General features: G+C 47.0%; 19 protein-coding genes, 1 tRNA gene and 1 CRISPR repeat array. Of the genes, 12 read left to right on the top strand and 8 right to left on the bottom strand.

What is annotated here, in order from left to right; genetic code table 11:
• Positions 1-562: 562 nt before the first annotated feature.
• Positions 563-892: direct repeats of the CRISPR family, unit length 37 nt; unit sequence GTTTCAACAACCATCCCAGCTAGGGGTGGGTTGAAAG.
• Between the two features lie 247 nt (positions 893-1,139).
• Positions 1,140-1,212, bottom strand: a tRNA-Phe gene (locus tag NDI48_28385).
• Between the two features lie 159 nt (positions 1,213-1,371).
• Here NDI48_28385 and NDI48_28380 point away from each other — a divergent pair.
• The 7 genes from NDI48_28380 (at position 1,372) to NDI48_28350 (ending at position 9,873) form a co-directional block, all read left to right on the top strand.
• Positions 1,372-1,536 (top strand): metallothionein, encoded by a 165-nt coding sequence (locus NDI48_28380; GenBank protein MEP0835086.1) that lies wholly within the window; start codon positions 1,372-1,374, stop codon positions 1,534-1,536.
• A 230-nt stretch (positions 1,537-1,766) separates the two neighbouring features.
• Complete coding sequence (locus NDI48_28375) at positions 1,767-2,186, top strand: metalloregulator ArsR/SmtB family transcription factor (GenBank protein MEP0835085.1); 420 nt, start codon at positions 1,767-1,769, stop codon at positions 2,184-2,186.
• A gap of 272 nt (positions 2,187-2,458) precedes the next feature.
• Complete coding sequence (locus NDI48_28370; protein MEP0835084.1) at positions 2,459-4,456, top strand: iron uptake porin; 1,998 nt, start codon at positions 2,459-2,461, stop codon at positions 4,454-4,456.
• A 201-nt stretch (positions 4,457-4,657) separates the two neighbouring features.
• Entirely contained in the window at positions 4,658-4,984 is a 327-nt protein-coding gene (locus NDI48_28365) for a hypothetical protein (GenBank protein MEP0835083.1), read from the top strand.
• Between the two features lie 58 nt (positions 4,985-5,042).
• Entirely contained in the window at positions 5,043-5,582 is a 540-nt protein-coding gene (locus tag NDI48_28360; protein MEP0835082.1) for a GIY-YIG nuclease family protein, read from the top strand.
• A gap of 110 nt (positions 5,583-5,692) precedes the next feature.
• Positions 5,693-7,588, top strand: coding sequence for a protein kinase (locus NDI48_28355; GenBank protein MEP0835081.1), 1,896 nt, complete (start codon positions 5,693-5,695; stop codon positions 7,586-7,588).
• 140 nt (positions 7,589-7,728) lie between these two features.
• Positions 7,729-9,873, top strand: a complete 2,145-nt coding sequence (locus NDI48_28350; GenBank protein MEP0835080.1) for a hypothetical protein — start codon at positions 7,729-7,731, stop codon at positions 9,871-9,873.
• Between the two features lie 49 nt (positions 9,874-9,922).
• On the opposite strand, the gene NDI48_28345 is transcribed toward NDI48_28350, so the two are convergent.
• Positions 9,923-10,585: a ferritin-like domain-containing protein gene (locus NDI48_28345; protein ID MEP0835079.1), complete on the bottom strand. Its 663-nt coding sequence runs from the start codon at positions 10,583-10,585 to the stop codon at positions 9,923-9,925.
• Between the two features lie 442 nt (positions 10,586-11,027).
• Here NDI48_28345 and NDI48_28340 point away from each other — a divergent pair, with 442 nt between their 5' ends.
• On the top strand, positions 11,028-12,164 hold the full coding sequence (locus NDI48_28340) for a S41 family peptidase (GenBank protein ID MEP0835078.1): 1,137 nt from the start codon (positions 11,028-11,030) through the stop codon (positions 12,162-12,164).
• Between the two features lie 69 nt (positions 12,165-12,233).
• On the opposite strand, the gene NDI48_28335 is transcribed toward NDI48_28340, so the two are convergent.
• The 3 genes from NDI48_28335 to NDI48_28325 all read right to left on the bottom strand — a co-directional run bounded on the left by NDI48_28335 (position 12,234) and on the right by NDI48_28325 (position 17,371).
• Complete coding sequence (locus tag NDI48_28335; GenBank protein MEP0835077.1) at positions 12,234-13,079, bottom strand: DUF4231 domain-containing protein; 846 nt, start codon at positions 13,077-13,079, stop codon at positions 12,234-12,236.
• Between the two features lie 108 nt (positions 13,080-13,187).
• The gene (locus NDI48_28330; GenBank protein MEP0835076.1) at positions 13,188-13,937 is read right to left on the bottom strand and encodes a hypothetical protein; all 750 of its coding nucleotides are present in this window, start codon (positions 13,935-13,937) and stop codon (positions 13,188-13,190) included.
• Between the two features lie 206 nt (positions 13,938-14,143).
• Positions 14,144-17,371, bottom strand: a complete 3,228-nt coding sequence (locus NDI48_28325; GenBank protein MEP0835075.1) for an SLATT domain-containing protein — start codon at positions 17,369-17,371, stop codon at positions 14,144-14,146.
• 111 nt (positions 17,372-17,482) lie between these two features.
• Here NDI48_28325 and NDI48_28320 point away from each other — a divergent pair, with 111 nt between their 5' ends.
• The 3 genes from NDI48_28320 to ruvA all read left to right on the top strand — a co-directional run bounded on the left by NDI48_28320 (position 17,483) and on the right by ruvA (position 19,533).
• Entirely contained in the window at positions 17,483-17,749 is a 267-nt protein-coding gene (locus NDI48_28320) for a hypothetical protein (protein MEP0835074.1), read from the top strand.
• 226 nt (positions 17,750-17,975) lie between these two features.
• Positions 17,976-18,731, top strand: a complete 756-nt coding sequence (locus tag NDI48_28315; protein ID MEP0835073.1) for a sucrose-phosphate phosphatase — start codon at positions 17,976-17,978, stop codon at positions 18,729-18,731.
• 169 nt (positions 18,732-18,900) lie between these two features.
• Complete coding sequence (gene ruvA, locus NDI48_28310) at positions 18,901-19,533, top strand: Holliday junction branch migration protein RuvA (protein ID MEP0835072.1); 633 nt, start codon at positions 18,901-18,903, stop codon at positions 19,531-19,533.
• Positions 19,534-19,730: 197 nt separating this feature from the next.
• On the opposite strand, the gene NDI48_28305 is transcribed toward ruvA, so the two are convergent.
• Positions 19,731-20,426, bottom strand: a complete 696-nt coding sequence (locus tag NDI48_28305; GenBank protein MEP0835071.1) for a phosphate ABC transporter permease — start codon at positions 20,424-20,426, stop codon at positions 19,731-19,733.
• 9 nt (positions 20,427-20,435) lie between these two features.
• Positions 20,436-21,263: a 4-hydroxy-tetrahydrodipicolinate reductase gene (gene dapB / locus NDI48_28300; protein MEP0835070.1), complete on the bottom strand. Its 828-nt coding sequence runs from the start codon at positions 21,261-21,263 to the stop codon at positions 20,436-20,438.
• Positions 21,264-21,488: 225 nt separating this feature from the next.
• Here dapB and NDI48_28295 point away from each other — a divergent pair, with 225 nt between their 5' ends.
• Entirely contained in the window at positions 21,489-21,935 is a 447-nt protein-coding gene (locus NDI48_28295) for an SRPBCC family protein (protein MEP0835069.1), read from the top strand.
• Positions 21,936-21,949: 14 nt separating this feature from the next.
• Here the strand turns inward: NDI48_28295 and NDI48_28290 are convergent, their stop codons facing one another.
• Positions 21,950-23,728 (bottom strand): tetratricopeptide repeat protein, encoded by a 1,779-nt coding sequence (locus tag NDI48_28290; GenBank protein MEP0835068.1) that lies wholly within the window; start codon positions 23,726-23,728, stop codon positions 21,950-21,952.
• Positions 23,729-23,740: the final 12 nt, after the last annotated feature.

The raw sequence follows: 23,740 nt of genomic DNA, 5'->3' as shown, positions 1-23,740 counted from the left end.
GCTAGCTGACGTTGAGAAATATTGCCTGCCCTGTAAACATCCACAATTTTTTGGCGTATATCCAACGAGTATGCCTTCATTTGTGCCTGATGGAAAATATGCTATCAACCTCCCAAAGTGTACCTCACTAGCTCAGGAAAGGCTATAGCGCCGCAGGTCATGTTCTTTGAACCGCTGAACTGCGAACAGTATGGGTTAGTTTAACTGTTGGAAGACAGTTGTGCTTTCTGACCCTGGTAGCTGTCCAACCTGATGCTGCTGTCCCTTGTGGGCAGGAATAAGGTGCGCTCCCAGCAATAGGCACGTAGACATACTACAGTGATGGCTACCCAATCACCTCCGAGCAAGGAGGAATCCACTCTCATTCTTTTTTCTGACGGCTGAAAGCGGGGGCAAAAACCCCAGGGAGCCGTCAGAAGTTCAAAACCCTTGTCTAGTATTTGTTTAAGGAATTTCGGCAGTTAGCAATTTTCTCTTTTTTCAGGAGATTGAGCAGGAATTTTCGGGAGCCGTCAAAAAGGCTTCCCAAAGGGGAGTATAGATAAGGGTCTAGGTGGGAAGAGTTTCAACAACCATCCCAGCTAGGGGTGGGTTGAAAGGCTGTCCTCAATGTCGAGCGAATAAGTGCACCAATCTGGGTTTCAACAACCATCCCAGCTAGGGGTGGGTTGAAAGTGGCGTGTATGGGCCACGAGAGTTTTTAGTTCAAGAAGTTTCAACAACCATCCCAGCTAGGGGTGGGTTGAAAGCATTCCAACTGGTTGACTCCAACACGAGCTTTATTGTTTCAACAACCATCCCAGCTAGGGGTGGGTTGAAAGGGACATTGCGCTATTTGGACAGCATTCCCCTCGCGTTTCAACGACCATCCCAGCTAGGGGTGGGTTGAAAATGCTACGCTTCTTACGTCTTAATGGATAAACGTAGTTTTCCTATTATTTAAGATTAATGGTGGATTGAAAGGAGCAGAGGACTGAAAATTGATGAGTAGACGATCGATGACAATAATTTGTCACTATTATTTACCTATATAATAATTCGTCACAGCGACACATAATTCGTCTTAACGACACTAATTTGTCACCGATGACATCAATCTGTCACCAACGACAATTAATTAGTCACTGTACAATTTTGAATGCCAGGACGGAGATTTGAACTCCGGACACGAGGATTTTCAGTCCTCTGCTCTACCAACTGAGCTATCCCGGCTTGTTATTTTCGGCGCTTAACTAAAGTAGCAAATTTAACAAGTCTTGGCAACAGTTTTATTCCGGATTAAATCTTAAGGAATGTTAAGGATTATTCTTCATTATGTCTGAATACCTGTTCATACGTTAGATTAATATCAGAATGCATAAGGAAACCATCATGACCACCGTAACTTCCATGAAATGTGCCTGTGAATCTTGCCTATGCGTCATTTCTACCGCTGATGCCGTAGAAAAGGATGAAAAATTGTACTGTAGTGAATCTTGTGCTAATGGTCACACCGATGGTGCAGGGTGTAGCCATCACGGTTGTACCTGCGGTTAATCTTTACTCACAAAAAACTGGAGTGCGATTGAGGCGGGTAGGCCACTCAACCGCACTTTCGGGTTTTGTAATCCTTGCACCGTAGCGTTCAGGGTTCTGTAAAGATAACTGGCGGCGGGGTAAACTTCAGGCTTAACTCACGTCGGCTGAGCCAGAAAAGTGGAAACGCTAATCATTCTCATTCGTTAAGATGGAGTTACCCAGCGATACCTTGTAGAAACACAACCCAAATGACAGCCCACCTTTCAGCTAAAGGGGCTACAGTCAGTCCCGTTCAGGAAATCAAAAATCTCAATTGTCATCCGCCACACCCGGTTGAGATGAATGATGTTGAACGGTTGCAACAAAAAATTCTCAGTACCGAGAAAGCTCAGCGGATGGCAGAATTCTTCAGCCTCTTGGGCGATACCAACCGTCTACGAATTATTTCGGTCTTAGCGATTCAAGAACTGTGTGTTTGCGACTTAGCCGCGATTCTAGACATGAGTGAATCAGCGGTTTCTCATCAGTTAAGATCTTTACGCGCCATGCGTTTGGTGCGTTATCACAAACGGGGTCGCAAGGTTTTCTATCACCTTCAAGATAACCATGTCCTCAACCTCTATAAGTCGGTTGCCGAACACTTGGACGAGACAGATAGCGACAAGTAAGAGTTGAGGACTGAGTCCCAGTATTTCAGGAGACTCATCGGTCGCATCAGGACGTACTCTACTGACTCATGGATTAAAAAGTATTATCATTATCATTATCGTTTGGAATAACGGGTTTCCTAGGGTTGTCCTGGGCTGGGTTTGCCGAGGAATTTAATTTCTTGACAAAAATCGCCTTACATCCCAAAAATTAAAAAATTGATTAATTTTCTCATTAATAGTTAAATAATTTAGATTTCTTGAGCATTGTTAATGGGTGTGAGGATATAAACATGACTTCGAGAGTCTTTTGGCGATCTTGGCTGATCAGTCCAGCGATTTTAGGGGGAGCACTGTTGGTGTCATCGAGTGCATTAGCGGCTGATGGTGCTATTGTCGCAAAGGTTGGGATTGATGTGTCTGAAGCGCCACGGGAGACGGTGACAACCCAGCCGCCAACAGATGAACCTGCGATCGCCGCCACCGAACCCATGCTCGCCGCAAACCCGGAAAGCAAGTTGGGGAACTTAACGTCTGTAGAGACTGAAGCGGCGGTGCCCATCTTTGAGTTGCCTGGGGAGGATAGAGATGTCAATGTACTGGAACCCATCAACCGCTACAACCACAACAGTGAGACTCATTCCCTTGAGTCTATTAATAAAGTTTCTCAGTTAATTCAAGATTCTGCTCAAGAAATTGATGGGAGTGATGCGGGTGTAATAGAACCCAGCCATGAAGATAGCACCGATCCGTTGGAGCAAGTGACAAATGTCTCTCAGTTACGGGATGTGTCTCCAGGTGACTGGGCGTTTGAAGCACTGCGATCGCTCGTTGAACGCTATGGCTGTATTGCAGGTTACCCGGATGGCACCTATCGTGGCAATCGTGCGATGAGCCGTTATGAATTTGCGGCGGGTTTAAATGCCTGTTTGCAACAAATTGAGCGCTTGTTGGGTTCTGGTACAGGTAACTTCGCGACGAAAGAAGATTTGACCACAGTACAGCGACTCATTCAGGAATTTGGCTCAGAATTGGCTAACCTGAGGGGGCGGGTGGATGGGCTAGAAGCACGCACAACAGAACTAGAACTGACTCAGTTTTCTACCACGACTAAGCTCAACGCTCAAGCGATCTTTGCCCTGACAGGTATCGCGGCGGGGGAAAACGCCCTAGGAGGGAAGATCCCCAACGTGACAGCTTTTGGCGATCGCGTTCGTCTCAACTTTGACACCAGCTTTACGGGCAAAGATGTACTTAGAACTCGACTCCAAGCGGTAAACCTGGACTCTTACTCCGGTAGTTCCACCTTTACACCGGAGGGAGATTTGCGATTCGGTGACGCTACCTTTGGCAGTGGTAGCAATAATGATCTTGGCATTGATGCCCTGTTGTATGCTTTTCCCATTGGCGAAAAGACAACTGTTGTGATTGAAGCCAACGCGGGTGCACCGGATGACTTTGCCAATACAGTTAACCCCTTTATTGATGGTGACGGAGATACGGGTGCTCTGTCTAACTTTGGAACTCGCAACCCAATTTATGGTTTAGTGGGAGGGGCTGGCATCGGCATCCGGCATGAGTTCAGCGATGCCCTCGAACTCAGCTTAGGGTATTTAGCCGGTGACGCCGCCACGCCAGATGAAGGAAGTGGTTTGTTCGATGGTGCCTATGGAGCATTGGCACAAATCACCTTCAAGCCGATCAATCAGCTTACTTTAGGCTTGACTTACATTCATTCTTACAACGCCGACCTCACAGCCGGTAGTAATCAGGCTAATCTGCGTTCCGCCTTGGCAGACAACCCCAATCTGCCGGAACGGTTGGCACCCTTTGCAGGATTAGATCTACCCGTTTCCAGTAATTCCTACGGGATACAAGCCTCCTGGCAATTCAGCCCTAAATTTATCGTCGGTGGCTGGGCCGGTTATACGGCGACTCGTACCCTAGCCCCACTCATCGCTAGCGATGGCTCAGGCTCTGTACTGGAGCGGGGAGATATGAGTATCTGGAACTTTGCCGCCCACGTTGCTTTTCCAGACTTGGGGAAAGAAGGCAGTGTTGCTGCCATCATTGTTGGGATGGAGCCTAAAGTAACGGGGGCAAGCCGTTCTCTCAGGGATGCAATTGGCAAAGACTCAGACACTTCATTCCACATTGAAGCGTTCTATGAGTACAAGCTAACGGATAACATTTCGATTACGCCGGGAGTAATTTGGCTCACGGCTCCCGATCACAACTCGAACAACGATGATATTGTGATCGGTGCGATCCGAACTACATTTAGTTTCTAAAATACGGATTTAGTAATAGTCCGTAGAGGTTTTATGTTCTCCAAGGGCAAAACATAGCCTCTGGAAATAGGGGATGGGAAAATGTTTGACGAGGTTCAGGTATCAGACGTGAGCCATTTCCAATTCCCTCTCTCGTTTCTCAAGGTACCTCGTGGATTATAATCAGCCAAATGGCAACTTATTCAACAATCCTCCTCACAGATGGCTCGCTTAAAAATTCTTAACAACTACGATAGCCGTTTTGTTCTGGCTCCAGAAGCCAAAGAAAACTTATTTAGTTTATTGATGAGTGCATCCTTTTTGCACCAAATCGCCGCACAAGGGCAATGTCAAAAGGTTGAATTTACAGAATTACTTTTTCAGCCGGTTCCCTACTCGACAGCCACGCCCAAAGGAATGCCAGCCGAGTTTGAATCCTACCATGCATCGGATGATTACATCATCATTAATGTGCCACCGAATTTTATGTTCAAAGCGAAAATTTTGACCCCCAGCCGCCTCTGCGCGATTTATCGCAAAATCGCCTAAAGGGTTGACTCAAGAAAAAAGTAAAAAATAATTTTGAATTCAAAATATTGAATTCCTTATGGTGTCTGAAACTCAAATATCCTCTCTGGCTGAACTCGACTATATTCCTTACCTGGAAGAAACTGGCAATTTACCTGAAGGATTGCCCGGAAAAATAGGTGTATACGCAATTTTTGATAGTGATAAAACCCTGCAATTCATTAACTATTCCCGTGACATTTATCTCAGTCTAAAACAACATTTAGTGCGTAAACCTGAATCCTGCTATTGGGTTAAAGTACAAACCATCGACCGTCCTAATCGTACCCACTTAGAAAACATTCGAGAAGCTTGGATTCAGGAAAATGGTACGATACCGATTGGCAATGGTTCAGATGAAGCAGCATGGACTCAGCCAATTGATGCCAAATTGACGATGACGGCTCAAGAGAAAGAAAGCTATGAGAAAGGTGATGGGTTGACCCAAGTTAAGGTCTTAAAACAAGTGGCACGGCGAGTTGAATCCCAAATTTTAGAAGCCCTAAAATCTCGTGGTGTGCAAACCGAAATTCGCTTTAATCCAAAGCTGAAAGAAAATGGTTTACTTGACCTGAAATAAAGGCTTATCTCCTTTGGGGGATTCCCCAAAGCTACATATGAGTAAAATTCAGGAAACATCTAGATGTTGAAAGACATCCATTTTTATATCTAGACTTTCCTAAACCGCTCATGACGCCAACGCTGCTCAATAATCGCTATCGCATACTCCGGACGCTGGGAGCTGGTGGGTTCGGTAACACGTTTCTTGCCGAAGATACCTATATGCCTTCGGGACGGCGCTGCGTGATTAAGCAGCTAAAGCCGGTGACACACGACCCTCAGGCTTACAAGATAGTACAAGAGCGGTTTGGGCGGGAAGCGGCAGTTTTAGAGGAACTGGGGGATGGAAACAACCAGATTCCCCGGTTATTTGCTTACTTCTCGGAAGCTGGACAGTTTTATCTGGTACAGGAATACATTGAAGGCGACACCCTGACGCAAAAGGTGGAAAAGGGTGGAGTGCTTTCAGAGAATGAGGTTAAGCAGATATTGATGAGTCTGTTACCGGTGCTGGATTATGTTCACAGCCGCCGCATGATTCACCGAGATATCAAGCCGGATAACGTGATTATCCGACAACGGGATGAATTGCCTGTGCTGATTGATTTTGGCGCTGTTAAAGAAGCGATGAATACACAGGTGAACATACCGGGTAACCAAGCTCACTCGATGGTAATTGGGACGCCTGGGTTTATGCCTGCGGAGCAAGCCGGGGGACGCCCGACGTATACCAGCGATTTGTATAGTTTGGGGCTAGTGGCGGTTTTTTTACTGACGGGTAAACTGCCTCAAGAATTGGAAACAGATGATCGCACAGGCGAGTTTTTGTGGCGACGGACTGCTCCGAATATCAACCCTAACCTGGCAATGGTAATTGATCGCGCGATTCGGTTTAAGGCCAGCGATCGCTTTGCTACACCGAGAGAAATGCTCAACGCCTTACAATCGCGTGACGCTGTTTCCGAAATGGCAACGGTAGCGGTTGCCCCAGGCGGTTTACCACCAACCCCAAACCGCTCAACTCCCCCCATTGCCAATCCTACCCCCGGACAAACGGTTCCTGTCGGCTCAAGTCCCGCCCTTTCAGGAAATGGACGCAAGCGCCTGATTATCGGCGCTTTGGTGGCGGGGAGTTTGTTCCTTGCCATTGTTGGACTGGCTTTGGGCTTAAGGCGGGGGGCTGAACCCGCTAGTACAGTTTCGTCATCTTCTGATCCAAGCTCAGAACGAACCACCACCCAACAGCCCTCATCCACTATACCTTCAGGTTCACAGCGTACCGATTCTGATTCAAGCTCAGAACGAACCACCACCCAGCAACCCTCATCCACTATACCTTCAGGTTCACAGCGTACCGATTCTGCTCCAAGCTCACAACGAACCACCACTCAGCAACCACAGGCGAGGACACAGACTCCACGTTCACAGCCAGAGGAAATCACGCCCCCGCCAGTGCGCCCTGACTCCTCCTCTAAGCGATCGCCCGAAGAGGGTGTCTCCAAGAGCATACCCACTCAAGAACCTTCTCCGTCACAGAGTCAGTTCCCGGCCCAATCCATTCCCGTCCCGTCACCCGAAGCCGGAAACAACAACCAAAATTCTGAGCCGTCTAGAAGGATTCCAGCATTTCCCGCAGGAACACAACAAAGTTATATCAAAGAAGAGTTAGGCCAACCCACAAAGACATCTAAGGGTATGTGGAATACCCGTGCGCTACTTTATGAGGATTTTGTACCCGGTCAGGCCAGTTTAGGATATCTGTATGACCCTGGTTCTGGGCGGGTTCGCCAAACAGAGGTATCATTTTCCGACTCTGTTGAGCTTAAAACGATGTCAAGGACATTAAATCAGTTGCTTAATGGCAACGCCTCTGGGGACATCAGACAAGGGCTGGAAGCGGTATATCAGGAGAAATCTAAACGCTATAGGTTCGTGAGCGGTCGAAACAATAGCCTTAAAGGTGTAATTGAACGTAATGAACCCGGTCGCATTTATGTGGCTGTTTGGGAAGCAGACTTGCATTAACCAGGCACTAGCCTAATGGTTGAGAAACACCCTCATAATTCTAGTAAACAAGTTAATTGACACTCAGAAGACACCTAGATGGTTTTGGGCTACGACCATAATAAGTAGTATTGACTGAACTAAATCGAGAGGGATACCCAATGTCATCGTCACTAGCAGAGCGTCTGAGTGCGGCGCGGCATAGTCGCTTTGTTGGGCGTGGTGAGGAGCTAAAGCTATTTGAGTCAGCGATTCTCCCACAAAGACACGAGCTTATCCTTCAGGGAACGGGTTCTGCTCCGGAACACGCTAACGCCGCAACTGAATTACCGTTTCATATTTTGCATATTTTTGGTCCCGGTGGTGTTGGTAAAACAACTCTACTGAGCGAGTTTACTCGCATCTGTCAGCAAGCCCAAATAAGAGCCGTTTACATAGATGCTCGTAATATTGAACCCGCTCCTGAGTCATTCTTGAGTGCCTTGCGGTTCGTGATGAACCTGACACCCAACGAATCTCCCCTCGAAGTTCTAGCTTCCAAGCTTGAGCGCCACGTTCTTTTAATTGATACCTACGAAATCCTCACACCCCTTGATGAATGGCTGCGGGAAGTCTTTTTGCCCCAATTGCCAGAAACGACTCTAATTGTTCTCGCGGGACGCCACTCTCCCTCATCCGCTTGGAGAGCCGATCCAGGTTGGCAATCTCTTATCCACATCCTACCGTTGCGTAACCTCAACCCAGAAGAAAGTCGCACTTACCTGACTAAGCGACAAGTTCCTACCGCTGAACACCCTTCAGTCCTCGAATTTACCCACGGCTACCCCCTCGCCCTCTCCTTAGTGGCTGATGTGTTTGCACAGAAAGGGGACATTCGCTTTCAGGCTGACGCTGTACCAGATGTGATTAAGGCACTGCTGGACAAATTCGTGCAACAAGTCCCCAGTTCTGCCCACCGAATGGCGTTGGAAGCTTGCGCCTTGGTACGCCTGACAACTGAGACATTACTCGCCAGAATGCTAGGGATGCCCGATGTCCATGAGTTATTCAAGTGGCTGCGGGGGCTGTCGTTCATGGAACCAGGGCAACTGGGGTTGTTTCCTCATGACTTAGCGAGGGAAGTCCTAATTGCTGACTTACGCTGGCGCAATCCTGACTGGTATATCGAACTGCACGGACGCGCCCGCACCTACTACACCAGCCGTTTAGAGCAAACCCAAGGACAAGAGCAACATCGCATCTTGTTTGATTACATCTTTCTCCATCGGGATAATCCAGCAGTCAGACCGCGTTTTACCTGGCAAGAGAATAGTAGTTTGTTAACTGACACGCTGCGACAAACTGACCAACCAGCACTACTGGAGATAGTCACTCAGTATGAAGGTGAAGAGTCTGCGCGTCTTTTGGCGCACTGGTTGGAACGACAGCCGGAAGGGGCGCTGGTGTTTCGCGATGCCCAACAGCAGCCTGCTGGATTTGTGATGATGGTGGCACTACACAAAGCAAGTAGTGAGGACTTGAAAATTGATCCGGCAGCAAGTTCAGCTTGGCATTATCTTCAACAAGCAGCACCGTTAAGAAGTGGTGAAGGGGCAACCCTGTTCCGCTTTTGGATGGCACGGGATACTTATCAAACGGTTTCACCGACTCAAAGCCTGATTTTTATCAACTTTGTGCAGCATCATCGCACGACAGCAGGGCTGGCTTTCACCTTCTTTGCTTGTGCGGAACCGGAAGATTGGGCGGCAATGTTTGCCTACGCGGACTTAGCGCGAATTAAAGACGCTGATTTTGAAGTGGGGGGACGGCGTTATGGCGTGTATGGGCATGACTGGCGAGTGTTGCCACCGAAGGCGTGGCAAGCTTTGCTGGCTCAACGAGAAATTGCCGCTTCAGCGCAGGCGGTACAAACGTCACCTGTGAGTGAACCCCTAGTGGTTCTCTCTCAGCCAGAGTTTGTGGAGGCGGTGCGGGATGCTTTGCAGGGGTTTTCCCGTTCTGATGCGTTACAAAATAATCCGTTGTTGCGATCGCGTTTAGTGATGGAGCAAGTTACGGCGAATGCTGACACTCCAGCACGTATCGCCGCTTTACAGTCTTTGGTACAAGAGGCAGCCCAATCCTTAGAATCATCTCCACGGGATGCCAAAGGCTATCGGGCGCTGTATCACACCTATCTGCACCCCGCACCAACGCAGGAACAGGCGGCTGAGATACTGGATTTGCCCTTCAGTACCTATCGCCGCCACTTGAAAAATGGCATGACGCGAGTAGCAGAAATTTTATGGCATCAGGAGATTAGGTGAGTTGATGCTACGGCGTCTAGTGCAAACTCACCTGATTTAATCGGAAAACTTATGCCTTTGGCACAGGCGGCGTCGGAAATTCGCTCAAGAATGAATGGGGAACGATTTTGGTTTCCATTGGTAGCCCTTTCTCATTGAGTACTGCCATCAGGACGGTGCGGAAGACAGCCGCGTGCATCGACTCCACAGGCATGATTGTGGCAGCAACATTCTTGGCAGCATCTGTCGTCAACTTGCTAGTAACATTCTCCAGGTATGCCTTGGCTGCAATCATTTCCAATGTCAGGGCGTATCTGAGTACCTCCGCTTCACCGCCCTTCAAGACGTTCTGCGGAATGGGAAAGGTGCCCAGATTATCAGTACTGATGGGGGTGCCTCTGAACTCTCGTGAAACAATCTTTTTGAGCTGATCGCGGTGATTGGCATGATCGCCAGCAAACTGCACTGCCACATCCAGAAATGCCTTAGTCGGCAATAACTTGTTTTCTGCTGCCGCCGTATAGGTGTTGATGGCTTTCTGTTCCAGCGCGATCGCACCATTGAGGATTTCGATATCGCCTCTTCGGTTTTGGCGTGAACCCTGTGCATCAGCTTTGCTGCCACTGCCTAGAGCGATCGCCAAAGCGCTGGTAGCACCTGTAAAAAGCCCTAGCTTGAGTAACTGGCGTCTTTGGGAGGAAATAATGGTGGTTTTTGGGTTAATGTCACTCATGTTTCTTGTCTCGTTCTTAAAAAGGGGACTGGATGGCAGTCCGAGCTATATATCTCTGCTACCAATTGCCCAATGGCTGGAAAGTTAGTCTCACTCTAAGGGAGACGGTTGCTCATCTTCCAGACCAAAAACTGCTCATTTCTTGTTCAACTACAGCTGAGCACGCCTCACTATTCATGTAATTACAGCCCCGTAGCAAAGTCAGGAGCGCCGGAGCTAGGGAAATAACTCATAACTCAGCCGAGCTATTGTTATTAGTAGGGCAGGCTAATACTGATACCTAGCTCATCAATAATCAATGAAAAATTAGCAGTCAATGATTAGTTACAAAACAAAAAAAATATTGGCCTTAATAGCCCTTATCGTTCTGAGTATTTTACTGATTTTATTCCCTCAACCTCAAAACCTTTTATTAGCCAGAGAATCACCCTACATAACTACATTGAACGAAGTTTGGCAAGAGGTAAATGACCATTTCTTTGACCCCAACTTTAATGGAGTGGATTGGAAGGCCAAGCGAGAAGAGTACGAGAATCGGCTCAAGCCAGCTCAGTCTTTAGAGGAAGCCTCACTTGTGATTAATCAAATGCTCTCCGAACTCAAGACTTCTCATACTCATTTTTATACTCAACAAGAGCCAGCCTATTATCAATTACTCGGTATTTTTAATAGAGGTTCTTTTAGAAAAGAACTTCAGAAAATTTTCCCCAATGGAAAATTAGACTATACGGGAATCGGCATCTTTACTAAAGACATCAACGGAAAAACATTTATTTCGGGGATTCTAGAGGGTACCCCGGCTGCCCGAACTGGGTTGAAAGTAGGAGACGAAGTGATAGCCGTTCATGGCAAAGCGTATCAGCCGATTCAATCTTTCCTTGACAAGGCAGAACAAGAAGTGAAGGTATCGATTCAAGAGAGTCCTGACCCAAAAAGCCGCAAAGATGTAACTGTAATTCCCAAAAAGCTTAACCCGGATACGCTTTTTTTAGAAGCGATGCGGCAGAGTATAAAAATTATCGAACGCAATAGTAAAAAAATCGGTTATGTGCATATCTGGTCGTATGCGGGTGACCAGTATCAGCAACTCTTAGTTGAAGAGATTGGCTATGGCAAACTTAAAGATACAGAGGGTTTGATACTCGATCTCAGGGATGGTTGGGGCGGAGCCGAGCCAAATTATCTAAATATTTTTAATAAACAAGTTCCGGGATTGACTCAAATGAGCCGTGATGGAGTAAAAAGAACCATCGATCTGCAATGGAGAAAACCCGTTGTCATGGTTGTCAATAACGGCTCAAGAAGTGGTAAAGAAATTCTGGCTTATGGCTTTAAAAAATACGGGCTGGGAAAATTAATTGGGACAAAAACAGCAGGGGCTGTTGTGGGGGGCAGCCCCTTTCTCTTAGAAGATGGTAATCTCCTCTATCTGGCTGTAGTCGATGTTTGGGTTGATGGAGAACGTCTGGAAGGAAAGGGTGTTATCCCAGATATTGAAGTTCCTTTTCCGCTAGAGTACGCTCAGGGAAAAGACCCTCAATTCAATAAAGCCGTAGACGTTCTATTAGAACAACTTTAAATGCCCTTTCATCCTCAGGTTCACTCTGTTTAAGAATTTCTTGGATTGGGTGAAAATAAAAGACTCATTCTACTGTTCTTTCTGCTCAATTCCTGGGGACGAATTGGCAACGAGCGGAGCGGGAAGTGAGGGGATACTTGAGTCTATATTCTCCAGGTTGTTGTTTGAGTCTAATTGAGTCTGTGGGATTGACTCAGGAGTCACCAACTCTACCTTATCCTCCTTAAGCAAAACCAGTGGAGCCGAGGGCTGATGGGTTTGGGATGTTGAATTAGGCGACAATTCAGTATTAGTGGCAGAGGGTGGCTGCTGCAAATGCTCACTGAGTCGTATATTAGCAAGTGCTATGTTTTGAGCCATGACAGCCTGCGTAGCTGTTTTGATCTCGTTATCCGACTCCACCGCTTGACTAATATACCCTTCTACATCTTGTTGGATGATATTTTCGACGTTGCTAGCAAAAGTCACATAGGCTTCTTCATGACTTTTAGCATCTTTATAAGGACCCGTTAACTGAAAGAATTGCCAGCCGTGAATCTTCATGTTCTCAGCGGTGTTACGATAGCGACGGTAGTTCTCACCATAATGAAAGAATTCTTCTACAGCGGCGCTGATAGCAACCGCTTGACTTAAGCCAAATGCTGTCCAGCCCAAGAGATGTCTTAAGTTTTGCTGTGAAACATTCCCATTATTGGCGCTGACGACAGCCGGAACAAGAACACCTCCGATAATCGTAATCAGTCGCAGGGTATTGTGTCGCGTCCGAGATTTAGTCGCTCGACCTTCTAGCCACAAAACTTGATCCAGCCAACGGCTTTTCATAAACCGTTTCTGCAAAGAAGGTAGCTCGATTTCCTCAATCAGCTCACTCATTTCTTGCTTGAGATAGTCATTATACGTGTTCTTTTTTGGCATGGCGTACTCCCTGGTTTGAGTAGTTAGTTAGCTACTTAAATATGGAAATTGTTGACTCCAACTACGTCCGCGTCCGTTTTGATATTTCTAGCTCTGAGTCGGTGGTCGTTAAATATGTAGTAATTTAGAGAGAATCTCTTTAATCACCGCCGTTAACCGAGCGGGATGTTCAAGCAAGGCGATCGCTTGCATCTTCCCTGATGCGGCTAGCTGTTCTGCTCTTTGATCGGTCGCTTCTCCACGCAGCGCAGCCGCTAATTTATCCGCTGTTCGTCCTGTACCATCCAACGTGACCACGGGTCGGTCAGCTTCCACACTGGAGGATACATCTAGAAAAGTTATTTCACCGCCGTTGACTACGATGGTGGCGGAGGGAAATCCTTGAGACAACACACTGGCAATGTGGGCTATCCAAGGCGATTCATCGCCCCAATTTGTGCCAGGAACAAGGATGAAGTGTGTGTGGTTTGGCTCCAAGGGGGCTGCATCCGAGTTGGGAGGAGGCACATCCGGGAGAATGACTGTGCCGAGTGCCGCTACGCCAATCAGAGGAAAAGTTCCACCCATTTGAGTCCTAGCTTGACCCATAAACCGCATAATCCCGGCGTCAGTGCCACCATCCACAACCGCCACTCCCAGTTCTTGAGCCAGCGGTGCAATCTCTTCGAGGAACAGCTGTTGCAGTCGGGCTTTGTCAGCTTCGCCAATCCCACTCGCGCCACCCACCAGCACTAACGTCGGACGAGTCCTGTGAAGACCGATTGTAGGCAAGGCTTCGGACAATTCAACGAAGGTATGAACTTGAATGGCTTTAGCACAGAGTTGATTAGGGAATGTCAACTTACACAGTCTTTCCATAGGAATGGCAATTAAAGATCAGAGGTGTAGACACAAGTTTAACTGGCGAGGAAAGACGATTTTTAGGATTAATTTCTTAAGAAAACCTAGACATTAGGGAAGTATGAGCATTTTTCTAAAAATGCGAGGGACGCGAGCCTCTGTAGGAGGTACTAGCTAACGCGTCCCGTTACCCTATGGCAACTTACGCCTCCCCGATGCGCTCGCTAACTCTCTTGAACTTGACCCGCCATTTCTATTGTTTTGGGAAACTCTACGACTTTTTCATTCATCTTCCAATAATCAAACTTCGTTGTATCGATATGTTCGACAATTCCTCCCAGTTGGCGTACTTGTTGAACCATATCCCCCGTGCCGCCAGGAGCGTCACCGCCTTTGCCATTCCACAACACAACCAGTCGCACTCTCTCAATTCCGTACATTAACGTTGAGTAAAGCGCCCAGCGATTGTTGCGCTCATAGGGATTATCTCCTTCAGGCACAGCTCCCAGGCGTTCGGGTTGAAAGTGGATGGTTACATTAGGATGCTTCTGGATAGCATAGAAACGTGCAACCCAATTATCCCCGGCAAAACTGACTGAATCTTGAATAAACTCGGCCTGAGAAAATGACAGAAATACTTCAACTTTGATATTGCGCTCCAAACAAGCTTCAATAAACAAAATATCTCCACCACAAGCCGCTCCCGGTGCGATCGCCATCGATCCTGAACAAGCATTTAACTTATCCAATACATCCTCAATTTTTTGACGAGCCTCGCCTTCCATGTCCGCAGGGAAACGAGGCTGTGCACGATTGGGACTATCAATCATGTGACCGGAGAACAAGAACACTGATGCCGGTTCATTGTTGGTTGTGTCTGCAACCGCTTCCTCTTGGCCTTCAAATCGCTCAAGTTCTGCTTGGATCACAGCGATGCCAGCCTCAACATAGTCTGTGCGGAACGAGAGTGCCTGCAATAATTTCAGTTGCTCTAGAGTCGATTTCAAGGCAAATTTGTTTTTCCCAGCCAGGGTAAAGGCTTTTTTGTAAGCTTTCATTACCTGTTTCGAGTGCTCAGCCGTGCAGACGGCGAAATCAGCTAAACAGACAAAGACCCAAAAATCATTGGATTCCCGTTGAGCCACACTGTCTAAGGTAAATTGAACCGCTCCTTTGAGAGAGGGCAACTGTTGCCGAATGGCTTCATCTTCTAAGTCACCATCTGCTTTAAGCTTCTTCACTAGGTCTTCTAAGACGCAGGACAAAATTAGGGCACTGATTCCGGAGTGGTAATGGTCTTGATTTAAGCGATAGCCTTTGAGGTAAGTCTTAATCGCTTTTCTGAGTAAGTGAGCCGCTTCGTAAGCCTCTTCTAATCGCTCTTGCTCATTTTTGATCTTGAGCCATTCATCCCGCCACATTTCTGTGTAAATGCCAGCTAAATAAAACAACGCTTTGATATTGTTCGGTTCATCCTGGAGCAACCCCTCCAATTTCACGATCGCTTCTTCGGATTGCTTCAATCGGCTCAGGTGAAACGCTTCTTCCAGTCGGAATTCGGAATTTTTTCCATTAATCTTCAGCCCTTGGCGATATTCTTGGAGAGCGAGGGCATGATTCCCCAAGTTCTTTAAGGCTTTCCCTGCATCTGCGATCGCTTCTTCTTTAATCAGAGGATTGCGGACTTCTTCTGTTAACAACAACACATCCCCAATCCGCTTTTGTCGCTGAGCAATCAGGACTAGCTCTTGCCACTCCTTGTACTCCTGCCAGTAGCCAGTTGCCAAGGGAGTTCGTAGCGCTCTGCGATCGGGTTCTTCCAGACCTGCTAGTAATTGGAAAATCGGACTGTGAATTCGATTTTCATCTGACTCCCAGGTGGCACGAGCTATTTTGACGATCGCCTGTTTATCTTTCTCCAGGTGTTTGGGGTCAGGGCAACCATTTTCATCGCATTGATAAGGGATCGTGCGAACGTTGAAAATGTCGTAAGGCATGTAAGCCCGACCGCACTGAATATGAACTAAACCCCGCTTCCGCAAAGCGTGACGAACACCCAATTCATAATAAACATTGGCATTATCAATGCTTAGGTCAGTGAGTACCAAATCCGCCAGCAATAGCTCCTGGAACATATCAGTCAAGATATCGCCGCTCACGGTTTCTTCATCCGCTCTAAACGACTCAAATCCTGCCTCTTCCAGGGCTGGCTTAATTAACTGTTGATAAATACTATTGAAATCAATCCAACGTCCATCAGGGCCTTTTTTTCGACCAAAGGGCATCACTACAAAGGCATGTGGTAAGTCTTTTTTATTTTGTTTCTTGGGTTCTTGCTTTTCCGGCTTAACAACTTTAACTTCTACAGGCTCTTCGGGAATAACCTCTGTTTTAGCCGGTAAAATTTCGAGTTGAGTTGATTTTTCGGGTAGCAGACTTTGCTCAATCTTACTCAAAACAGGCTGACTCATCACTTGAGTCACCATATCGTTAGGTTGAGTGCGTAACTCAATCACAGCCTCACGCATTTGGTTGATGTCTTGGTTATGCTGGCTCCAGAGGACTTTTTCGGTGGCAATGACTAATTTAAAAAATTCAGCCCCTGTTTGTTCGGGTGGCCTTAAACTTTGCCAATGGTCGCGAATAATATTAAGTTCCAGAATGAGCTGGTTATAGTTTTTGACCACCGAATCCAGCCGACTTACTTCCAGCCAAATGATTAACGCCGTTCCCAGTGAAGTCGTGAAGGCGACCCAAATGTTAAGACTACCACTGAGGGCTGGGAGAAATGCACTCAATGCCCCGAACGCCAAAATTGCAGCCTGTAGACGAGTTCGGGTTTGGTATATATCCTCTAATTCTTGAGAATAGGACTTGAGGGGAGCTTCTAGGCGATCGCGCAAGTAGTCGTCCGGTGCCAAATCAGTTAAAACCGAAACGCTGTTTGACTCGTTATCCGGATAATCCGGCAGAATTTCACCCGTGTAAGGTTTGATCATCCAATTGCTGCCAATCGTCTCCACCACTTGGCGCTGAATCTGACTCACCCGTTCTAAAAGCCACTGATGACGCTGGGGTTGTCCTTGCAGGAGAGTCCGGTATAGGTAAATCTCTTTTCTAATTTCCTGGGCACCTGTTCTAAAAACCCGCCAGTATTGTCCCTGCTGTAGTCTGTTGGCAAAGACTAACATCACCGAACCAATTAGGGGGACTAAAATCAAGCTGGCTCTTAGCACCTGGCCTACAGGTGATACCATCAGACTGCTATCAAGCCGAGACGTGAGGATAGCCAGGAACGTGGCAACTACTGCCAGAGCTATAGCCCAACCACGCAGTTTCAGATATTGCTGATAGGCGGATTCAGCGTTCGTTTCCATTTGAGCGTAACGCTGCCAAGCTGTTTCTAAGGCTAAAGATTGAGCTTTATCCAGGCTCTCTATTGGATTTTGCATGATGGTAAGTTTCTTTATTAAATGATCTGCTGTCCCAAATGGCTATGGGGTCTGAATCTTAAAGACCAGTAGAGCATCCCACTACACTAGAACACCAAGCGAGTCATCATTGTGAGCGCTCAAGACGGTCTTTACTCACGATGGAATCAGCAGGAAGCTACGTTACTTCAGTGCGCCCACGAATGCGGAGAGACCGACTTTAGTGGCAGTGACAAGGGTATTGCCATCGGTACTCAACTCGACGCAACACGTAACTTAAGTTTATTATTCATACATCCCCCCGAAGACGTAATTATGGAGCTATTGCCTAGGGTAATCTGTCTTTTTTTGATTTGGGGAAAAATACAGGCTTCTTGTGAGTGCAAAGCCTTGCTCTAAAAAGATTTTACGTCTTGAGCCATGTTTTTTCTTGAGGACACTGAGTTGTAATCGGGAGAACGCCACACAGCCGTGGGCTGAGTCAAACCATCGCAGAGATAGCGATCGCTTTCTTCTATCTTGGCATCGGTTGTGAGAAATCTACCTGTAGCGTGCGTCAGCTAGGCAGCCTTAACTATAGGACAATAAGGCTGTAGCAAGTCCGCAGGTGATGAGCGAGGTTATTGTGACCGCATTTTTATTTATAACCGATTTGGACAATACCTTAGTGGGTGATGATAAGGCCCTCAAAGAACTCAAAAAGCAACTTAGTCAGCATCGCCAAGAATACGGCACGAAGATCGTCTATGCCACAGGGCGATCGCGCAGTATTTACCACGACCTGAAGCGTGAGAAGCAACTGTTAGATCCAGATGCTCTGATCGCCTCTGTGGGTACGGAAATTTATGATGAGGATGGTCAGGAGACTCCCGATCCAGCCTGGTCAGACAAACTGGCTCAAGGTTGGAATCGAGACTTAATCGTGGCAACAGCCGCCCATTATTCTGACTTGGTTCCTCAACCCGACTCCGAACAGCGTCCGTTTAAAGTCAGCTATTATCTAACGGAAGAAGCCGCCGTGGAAGTACTGCCTCAACTGGAAGCGCTGCTGGCTGAGCGAGGTCTTGATGTTAAGTTGATCTATAGCGGGAGTAAAGACCTCGACCTTCTACCCCGCCATGCTGACAAAGGGTTAGCTGTACAGTTTCTGAAACAAAAGTGGGGATTCGATAGCACACAAACGGTCGTATGTGGCGACTCAGGAAATGACATCGCCTTATTTAGCGTTGGTGAAGAACGGGGAATTATTGTCGGCAACGCACGACCGGAACTGCGCCAGTGGTACGAGGAGAACCCAGCCGATTATCGGTATATGGCTCAAGCGCACTGTGCTGGTGGAATTCTCGAAGGCTTGCACCACTTCGGATTCTTGAACAGTTAGATAAGAGTTGTAGGTTGAAGGTTGGTTGGGGTTGAAGGTTTGCAGGTTACGAGTTAGAGTGTTCAACCGACGCTACGCGTTACACAGAGGTTAAGCCAACGCCTTCTGCTAAGGCGTACCATCTTCAAACCTTTAACCTTCAACGTTCCAACCTTCAACCCTGTGACTCATGATCAGCTATCTCAAGGGGACTGTCGCAACGATTCAGAAAAGCAGTGGCAATCGCGTCACGCTGATTTTGGACGTGAACGAAATCGGCTATGAATTGCAAATCCCTAAGCGTCTGTCACAGGAACTATTAGCGGCGTCAGAAGGGAAGGTGCAAGTCTTTACCCATTTGCAAATTCGGGAAGATCAACAAGTTCTGTATGGGTTTGCCTCCGCAGCAGAACGGGATTTATTTCGTCAGTTGATTGGCGTGAGTGGAATTGGGGCGCAACTAGCGATCGCACTGATTGATACTCTGGGACTACCCAATTTAGTGCAAGCGATTGTGACGGGCAATATCCGCGCCTTAGCCAAAACTCCGGGTGTAGGGAACAAAACGGCTGAACGCATTGCTTTAGAACTGAAAACCAAGCTAGCCGAATGGCGTCAGCTAGCCGGAGTGAGTACACCCGCTTCTGCGACTGGGCCATCCCCAACCATTCTAGAGGATGTGGAGATGACGCTACTGGCTTTGGGTTATGAGAACAGCGAAATTAGCCAAGCGCTAGAAGCCGTTAGCCAGGATACTTTAATAGCGAAAAGCAAAAATCCAGAAGAATGGATTAGAAGTGCGATCGCTTGGTTGAGTCGGTGATGCTCATGATGTTAGCGAAACTCCTGGCAAAATGTTTGCCTATGTCCTGGTTAGCTCACAGATATAGGATTATGCAGGTATTTGGCTAAATTGCTAATGGAGGATTTTTTGATGCGATCGCATTTTGAGATTGGGCGAATTTAGGCGATCGCATCTCTATAGGTACGATAATATCGTGCCCTTACCCTTATTTTTTTTTAACGCCTGCGACGCTTATTTTTCCCACGTTTAACGGGTTCTTCCTCATCTTCAAATTGGCTCAATTTCTGACTGACTTGGGCAAAAACATCGGGTTGTAGATAAGGATAATCACTCACAAAACGGTTCAGACTAGGGATATAAATATCCGTTGTCTTAACAATATTCCTCAAGTCAGGTTGATAGGACAATACCAACATCTCCGCGACTTGACCGGCAGCAATTCCCTTATGGATGCGCCGCAGAGGAACTTGTACTCGTGTCCCGAATCCGTTTTCGTCCTCCACTTCTACATTGAGGCGTCGTTCCCGGTTTTCAACGATGACTAACTCACCGCTATTATTCACCGTTTCTTCTTTACCAATCAAATCCTCTGTGACATATACATCCACCACTTCACCGCGCCAGAAGCCACTGTATGGGTAGCGGCGAATCTCCATATTACGCATCGTTGCCCAGTAAATTGGCCCCCATAGCCAATAAAGCCCAGCAACGATACAGAGTAACAAGATTAAGCCATCAAAGCTACTGCCAAAAAACACTCTTAAAAGCGACACTCCGACGACGGAAAGTAAAGAAATTAAGAGTCGTTTTAAGAAATCCGGAAACTTCCCCCAAAAGTAACCGTACTGGGGGCCGGTAGCAAGGATGGGAATGATTTGTTCAAACTTCTGGCGGGTGATGGGAACTAGCATAGTTAGCGTTTAGAGGATTTTTTCTAATCCGTAGACAAGGGATTTAAGTTGGGTGACTTTGCGAATGGCGAGCAGCACTCCAGGCATGTAACAAGATCGATCTGAGGTGTCGTGACGCAGGGTATAGATTTGACCGGGTGCGCCAAAAATGACTTCTTGGTGAGCAATTAATCCGGGCAGGCGGACACTGTGAATCCGAATATTTTCTTCGGCTACACTTCCTCTAGCACCGGGTAATTTTTCGGTTTCTTTAACAACGGCTGGATTAAATGTTTTTCCTAATTCAGCTAACAGTTGGGCGGTTTGAACGGCAGTCCCACTGGGGGCATCGGCTTTTTGATTGTGATGGAGTTCAATAATTTCAACGTGGTCGAAGTATTTGGAGGCTTGAACAGCAGCTTGTTGAAGTAATACCATCCCAATGGAGAAATTAGGAATTAGTAAGCAACCTGTGCTGGCTTTTTCGGCAAAGTCGGCGAGGTCTTGAATTTGTTCTGGAGACATGCCAGTGGTACCGACAACAGGGCGAACTCCGTAGGCGATCGCAGACCGAACATTGTCATAAACGCTATCAGGGTGAGTAAAATCAACCATGACCCCCTGTACTTTTTCCTGGGTAGCCAGCACTAAATTCGCTTGTAGGTCGTTGAGCACCGGAATTTCCAGAGGGCCACATCCGATCACTTCACCAATATCTTGACCGATGTATTGGGGATTGCGCTCGATCGCACCCACTAAGGTCATATCCTCGGCTTGGGAAACCGCCTTAATGACCTCGCGGCCCATTTTGCCACAAGCTCCGTTGACAACGACTGGGATAGGAGACTGATTCGACATAATTTAAGGATATCCTTAGGAACAATCAAGCGAATTTTAGACTATAGTTGGCAGCCAGCGAAGCAAATCGCTCTGAGACTCATAGAAATTGGGACGTCGGAATTTCCCCATTGGACATGAAGGGTACGATGACTTGTCAGGACAAGCATCGCCAACTGTGAAATTAAGAGGCAATTGCAGTACATTTACATATAGGCGTAAAAATGTTTGTGGGAAACAGATCTTTTGGAACGAATTGAGGTCGCCGAAACTGTCCCCCTTCCGGTGGCAGCCGTCTGGGAAGCTCACGAGGATGTACAGCTCCTAGAACGCATCGCTCCACCTATCCTTTCAGTTCGGCTCAAGGAATCTAATATTGTTTGTGGTTTAGGCACTCACTTGCCTCTGAGGTTTGAACTGTTCGGTTTAGGAATGGACTGGCGAGTTCAAATCACCCACTGGGACCCACCTGTCTGTTTTAAAGACGAACAGGTAACAGGCCCTTTCCGTGTCTGGGAACATACCCATCAGTTCATGGCGATTACGGCTGAATCAACCCGCATTGTGGATGCTGTCAAATTTGAGCTGAATCCTTTACTCGATAGTACAGTAATTCGCTGGGGTTTAGAGGGAATGATTAAAATGCGGATGCAAAATCTGAAACAGGCACTGAGTAGCCACATTACCCAGTAATCCGGAGCCAGAAGTCATTTTTTGAGAGTCATGTGCAGAGTTTCCAGATTTTTACGGGTGGCAAGTGTCAGGGGATGATCGACCCCTAACTTTTGCTCACAAATTTTCAAGGCTTGCATAGACAAGGGTTCGGCTTCTGTGTATCGCTCCTGAGCATAATAACTCCATGCCAAAGTTTGTAACTTGGTAACCAGATCGGGATGATCTGAGCCAAGGTAGTTTTGCGTGAGTGAGAGACATTGCTCCCACCAGGGTGTGGCTAAGTCATAGAACCCTTGACTTTGATAAAACCAGCCCAAGCCTTCTAGGGATTGGATTAAATCTTCATCACTTAAATATTCTGGTAGTGTTGTAGCGGCTTCTGCTATGTGGGGGATGGCAGAAGTCACAGCCTCTATTAAATCACGGTTGGGTGAGTCAGGTATTTGCTTGGCTACAGCAGCCATGACTTGACAAAATGATTCTTTTAAGTTATTTTTTTGTTCTAATTCTGCTAATTTATCTCGCCATAACTCCCGAATTAGCGGATGCAGTTGGTAAGTTTCTTCTCCTATACATTGCAGGAGATGTAGCTGTATTAATTGGTGTCTAGCTGATTTTAAATTTTCCAGTAGCGCTGTTATCAGATTTTCGATATTGGCTTCTGAATCACTGGGCGAAATATCCAGTAATTGTCCTAATAAAGCCCCTGGTAGGTATAGCTGACCGTATACACTTTCCACTTGTGTCCAAGGAATAGGAGCTGAGGCGAATATACTAAGCAAATAGCCTAATTCTTGCGCCTCTTTATCTAAACGCTTCCAACTTAATTCAAAGGCTGCGGCTAGACTCAATTGAGCTGTTAAATTCTTGTTTGTGTTATTTTCATCTTGGATAAAAAACTCGTGAGTAATGCGTTGTTTCTGCCCGTGTAATTGGGTTTTAGAGCCACGTTCAAGGCGCGATCGCATCTTTTCTAAGGATAGATTTGGCTCTTGTTCTAGATATCGCCCTACTAACTCTATTCCTAAGGGTAAGTAACCCAGTAGTTCACACAGATGTTGGGCTACGGTTAACCTCTCCCCCTGCCCCTCTCCTATAAGGAGAGGGGGGACAGACGCGGAAGTTCGGTTCGCCTTAACCTTGTGTTTGCTTTGTTGGCGTTTAGAGTCCATTCCAAAAGGTTTGCCCCTGGTATCTTTCACCCGGTATTTGCCAATGCGCGATGCTAATAATTCCAAGGCGGCAGGTGGTGTGAGAACTTCTAAGGGTAGCATCTGTACTGATGTTTCCAGTTGCAGCTTTGTGGTTATGAGTACTTTAAAACGGGATGAGGGTGGTGGTAGGTAGGGCTGTATCTGGGAATAGTCAGTGACATTATCAATGATGATGAGAACCTCCCCATCTTGCCCTTGGGAAGGGAGGGTAAGCAGAGATTTCCAGTGCTGCCAGCAATACTGAACTTGAGTGGTGGGAGTTAGCTTATCGGGGATAGTGAAATGGGGGAAATGGACTCGCGCAAATTCTACAATCTGCACTCCTAGATCAGAACGGGCAAATAACCAGCAGACGCCGCCTGTGTAATGGTTTAAATTAGCCTTGGCGTATTGAATGGCTAATTCGGTTTTACCGATGCCAGTGATACCCGTGACTGCAACTTGCTCATGTTCCTGTAATAGTTGGTGTAAAGTTTCGAGTTCCTTGTCTCGCCCGACAAATTGGCTGACTCCACTTTGGGGAATAGTATCGTAGGGGTAGGGTAATGCGGGGCTACTTCCGGCTGATGGTGATATGTTCTGGCTATTCTGGCTCATGCGCCCAATCCT

Origin of the sequence: Microcoleus sp. AS-A8 (assembly GCA_039962225.1) — a bacterium.
Taxonomy (GTDB): Bacteria; Cyanobacteriota; Cyanobacteriia; order Cyanobacteriales; family Coleofasciculaceae; genus Allocoleopsis.
This window is presented reverse-complemented; position numbering and strand designations above follow the sequence as displayed.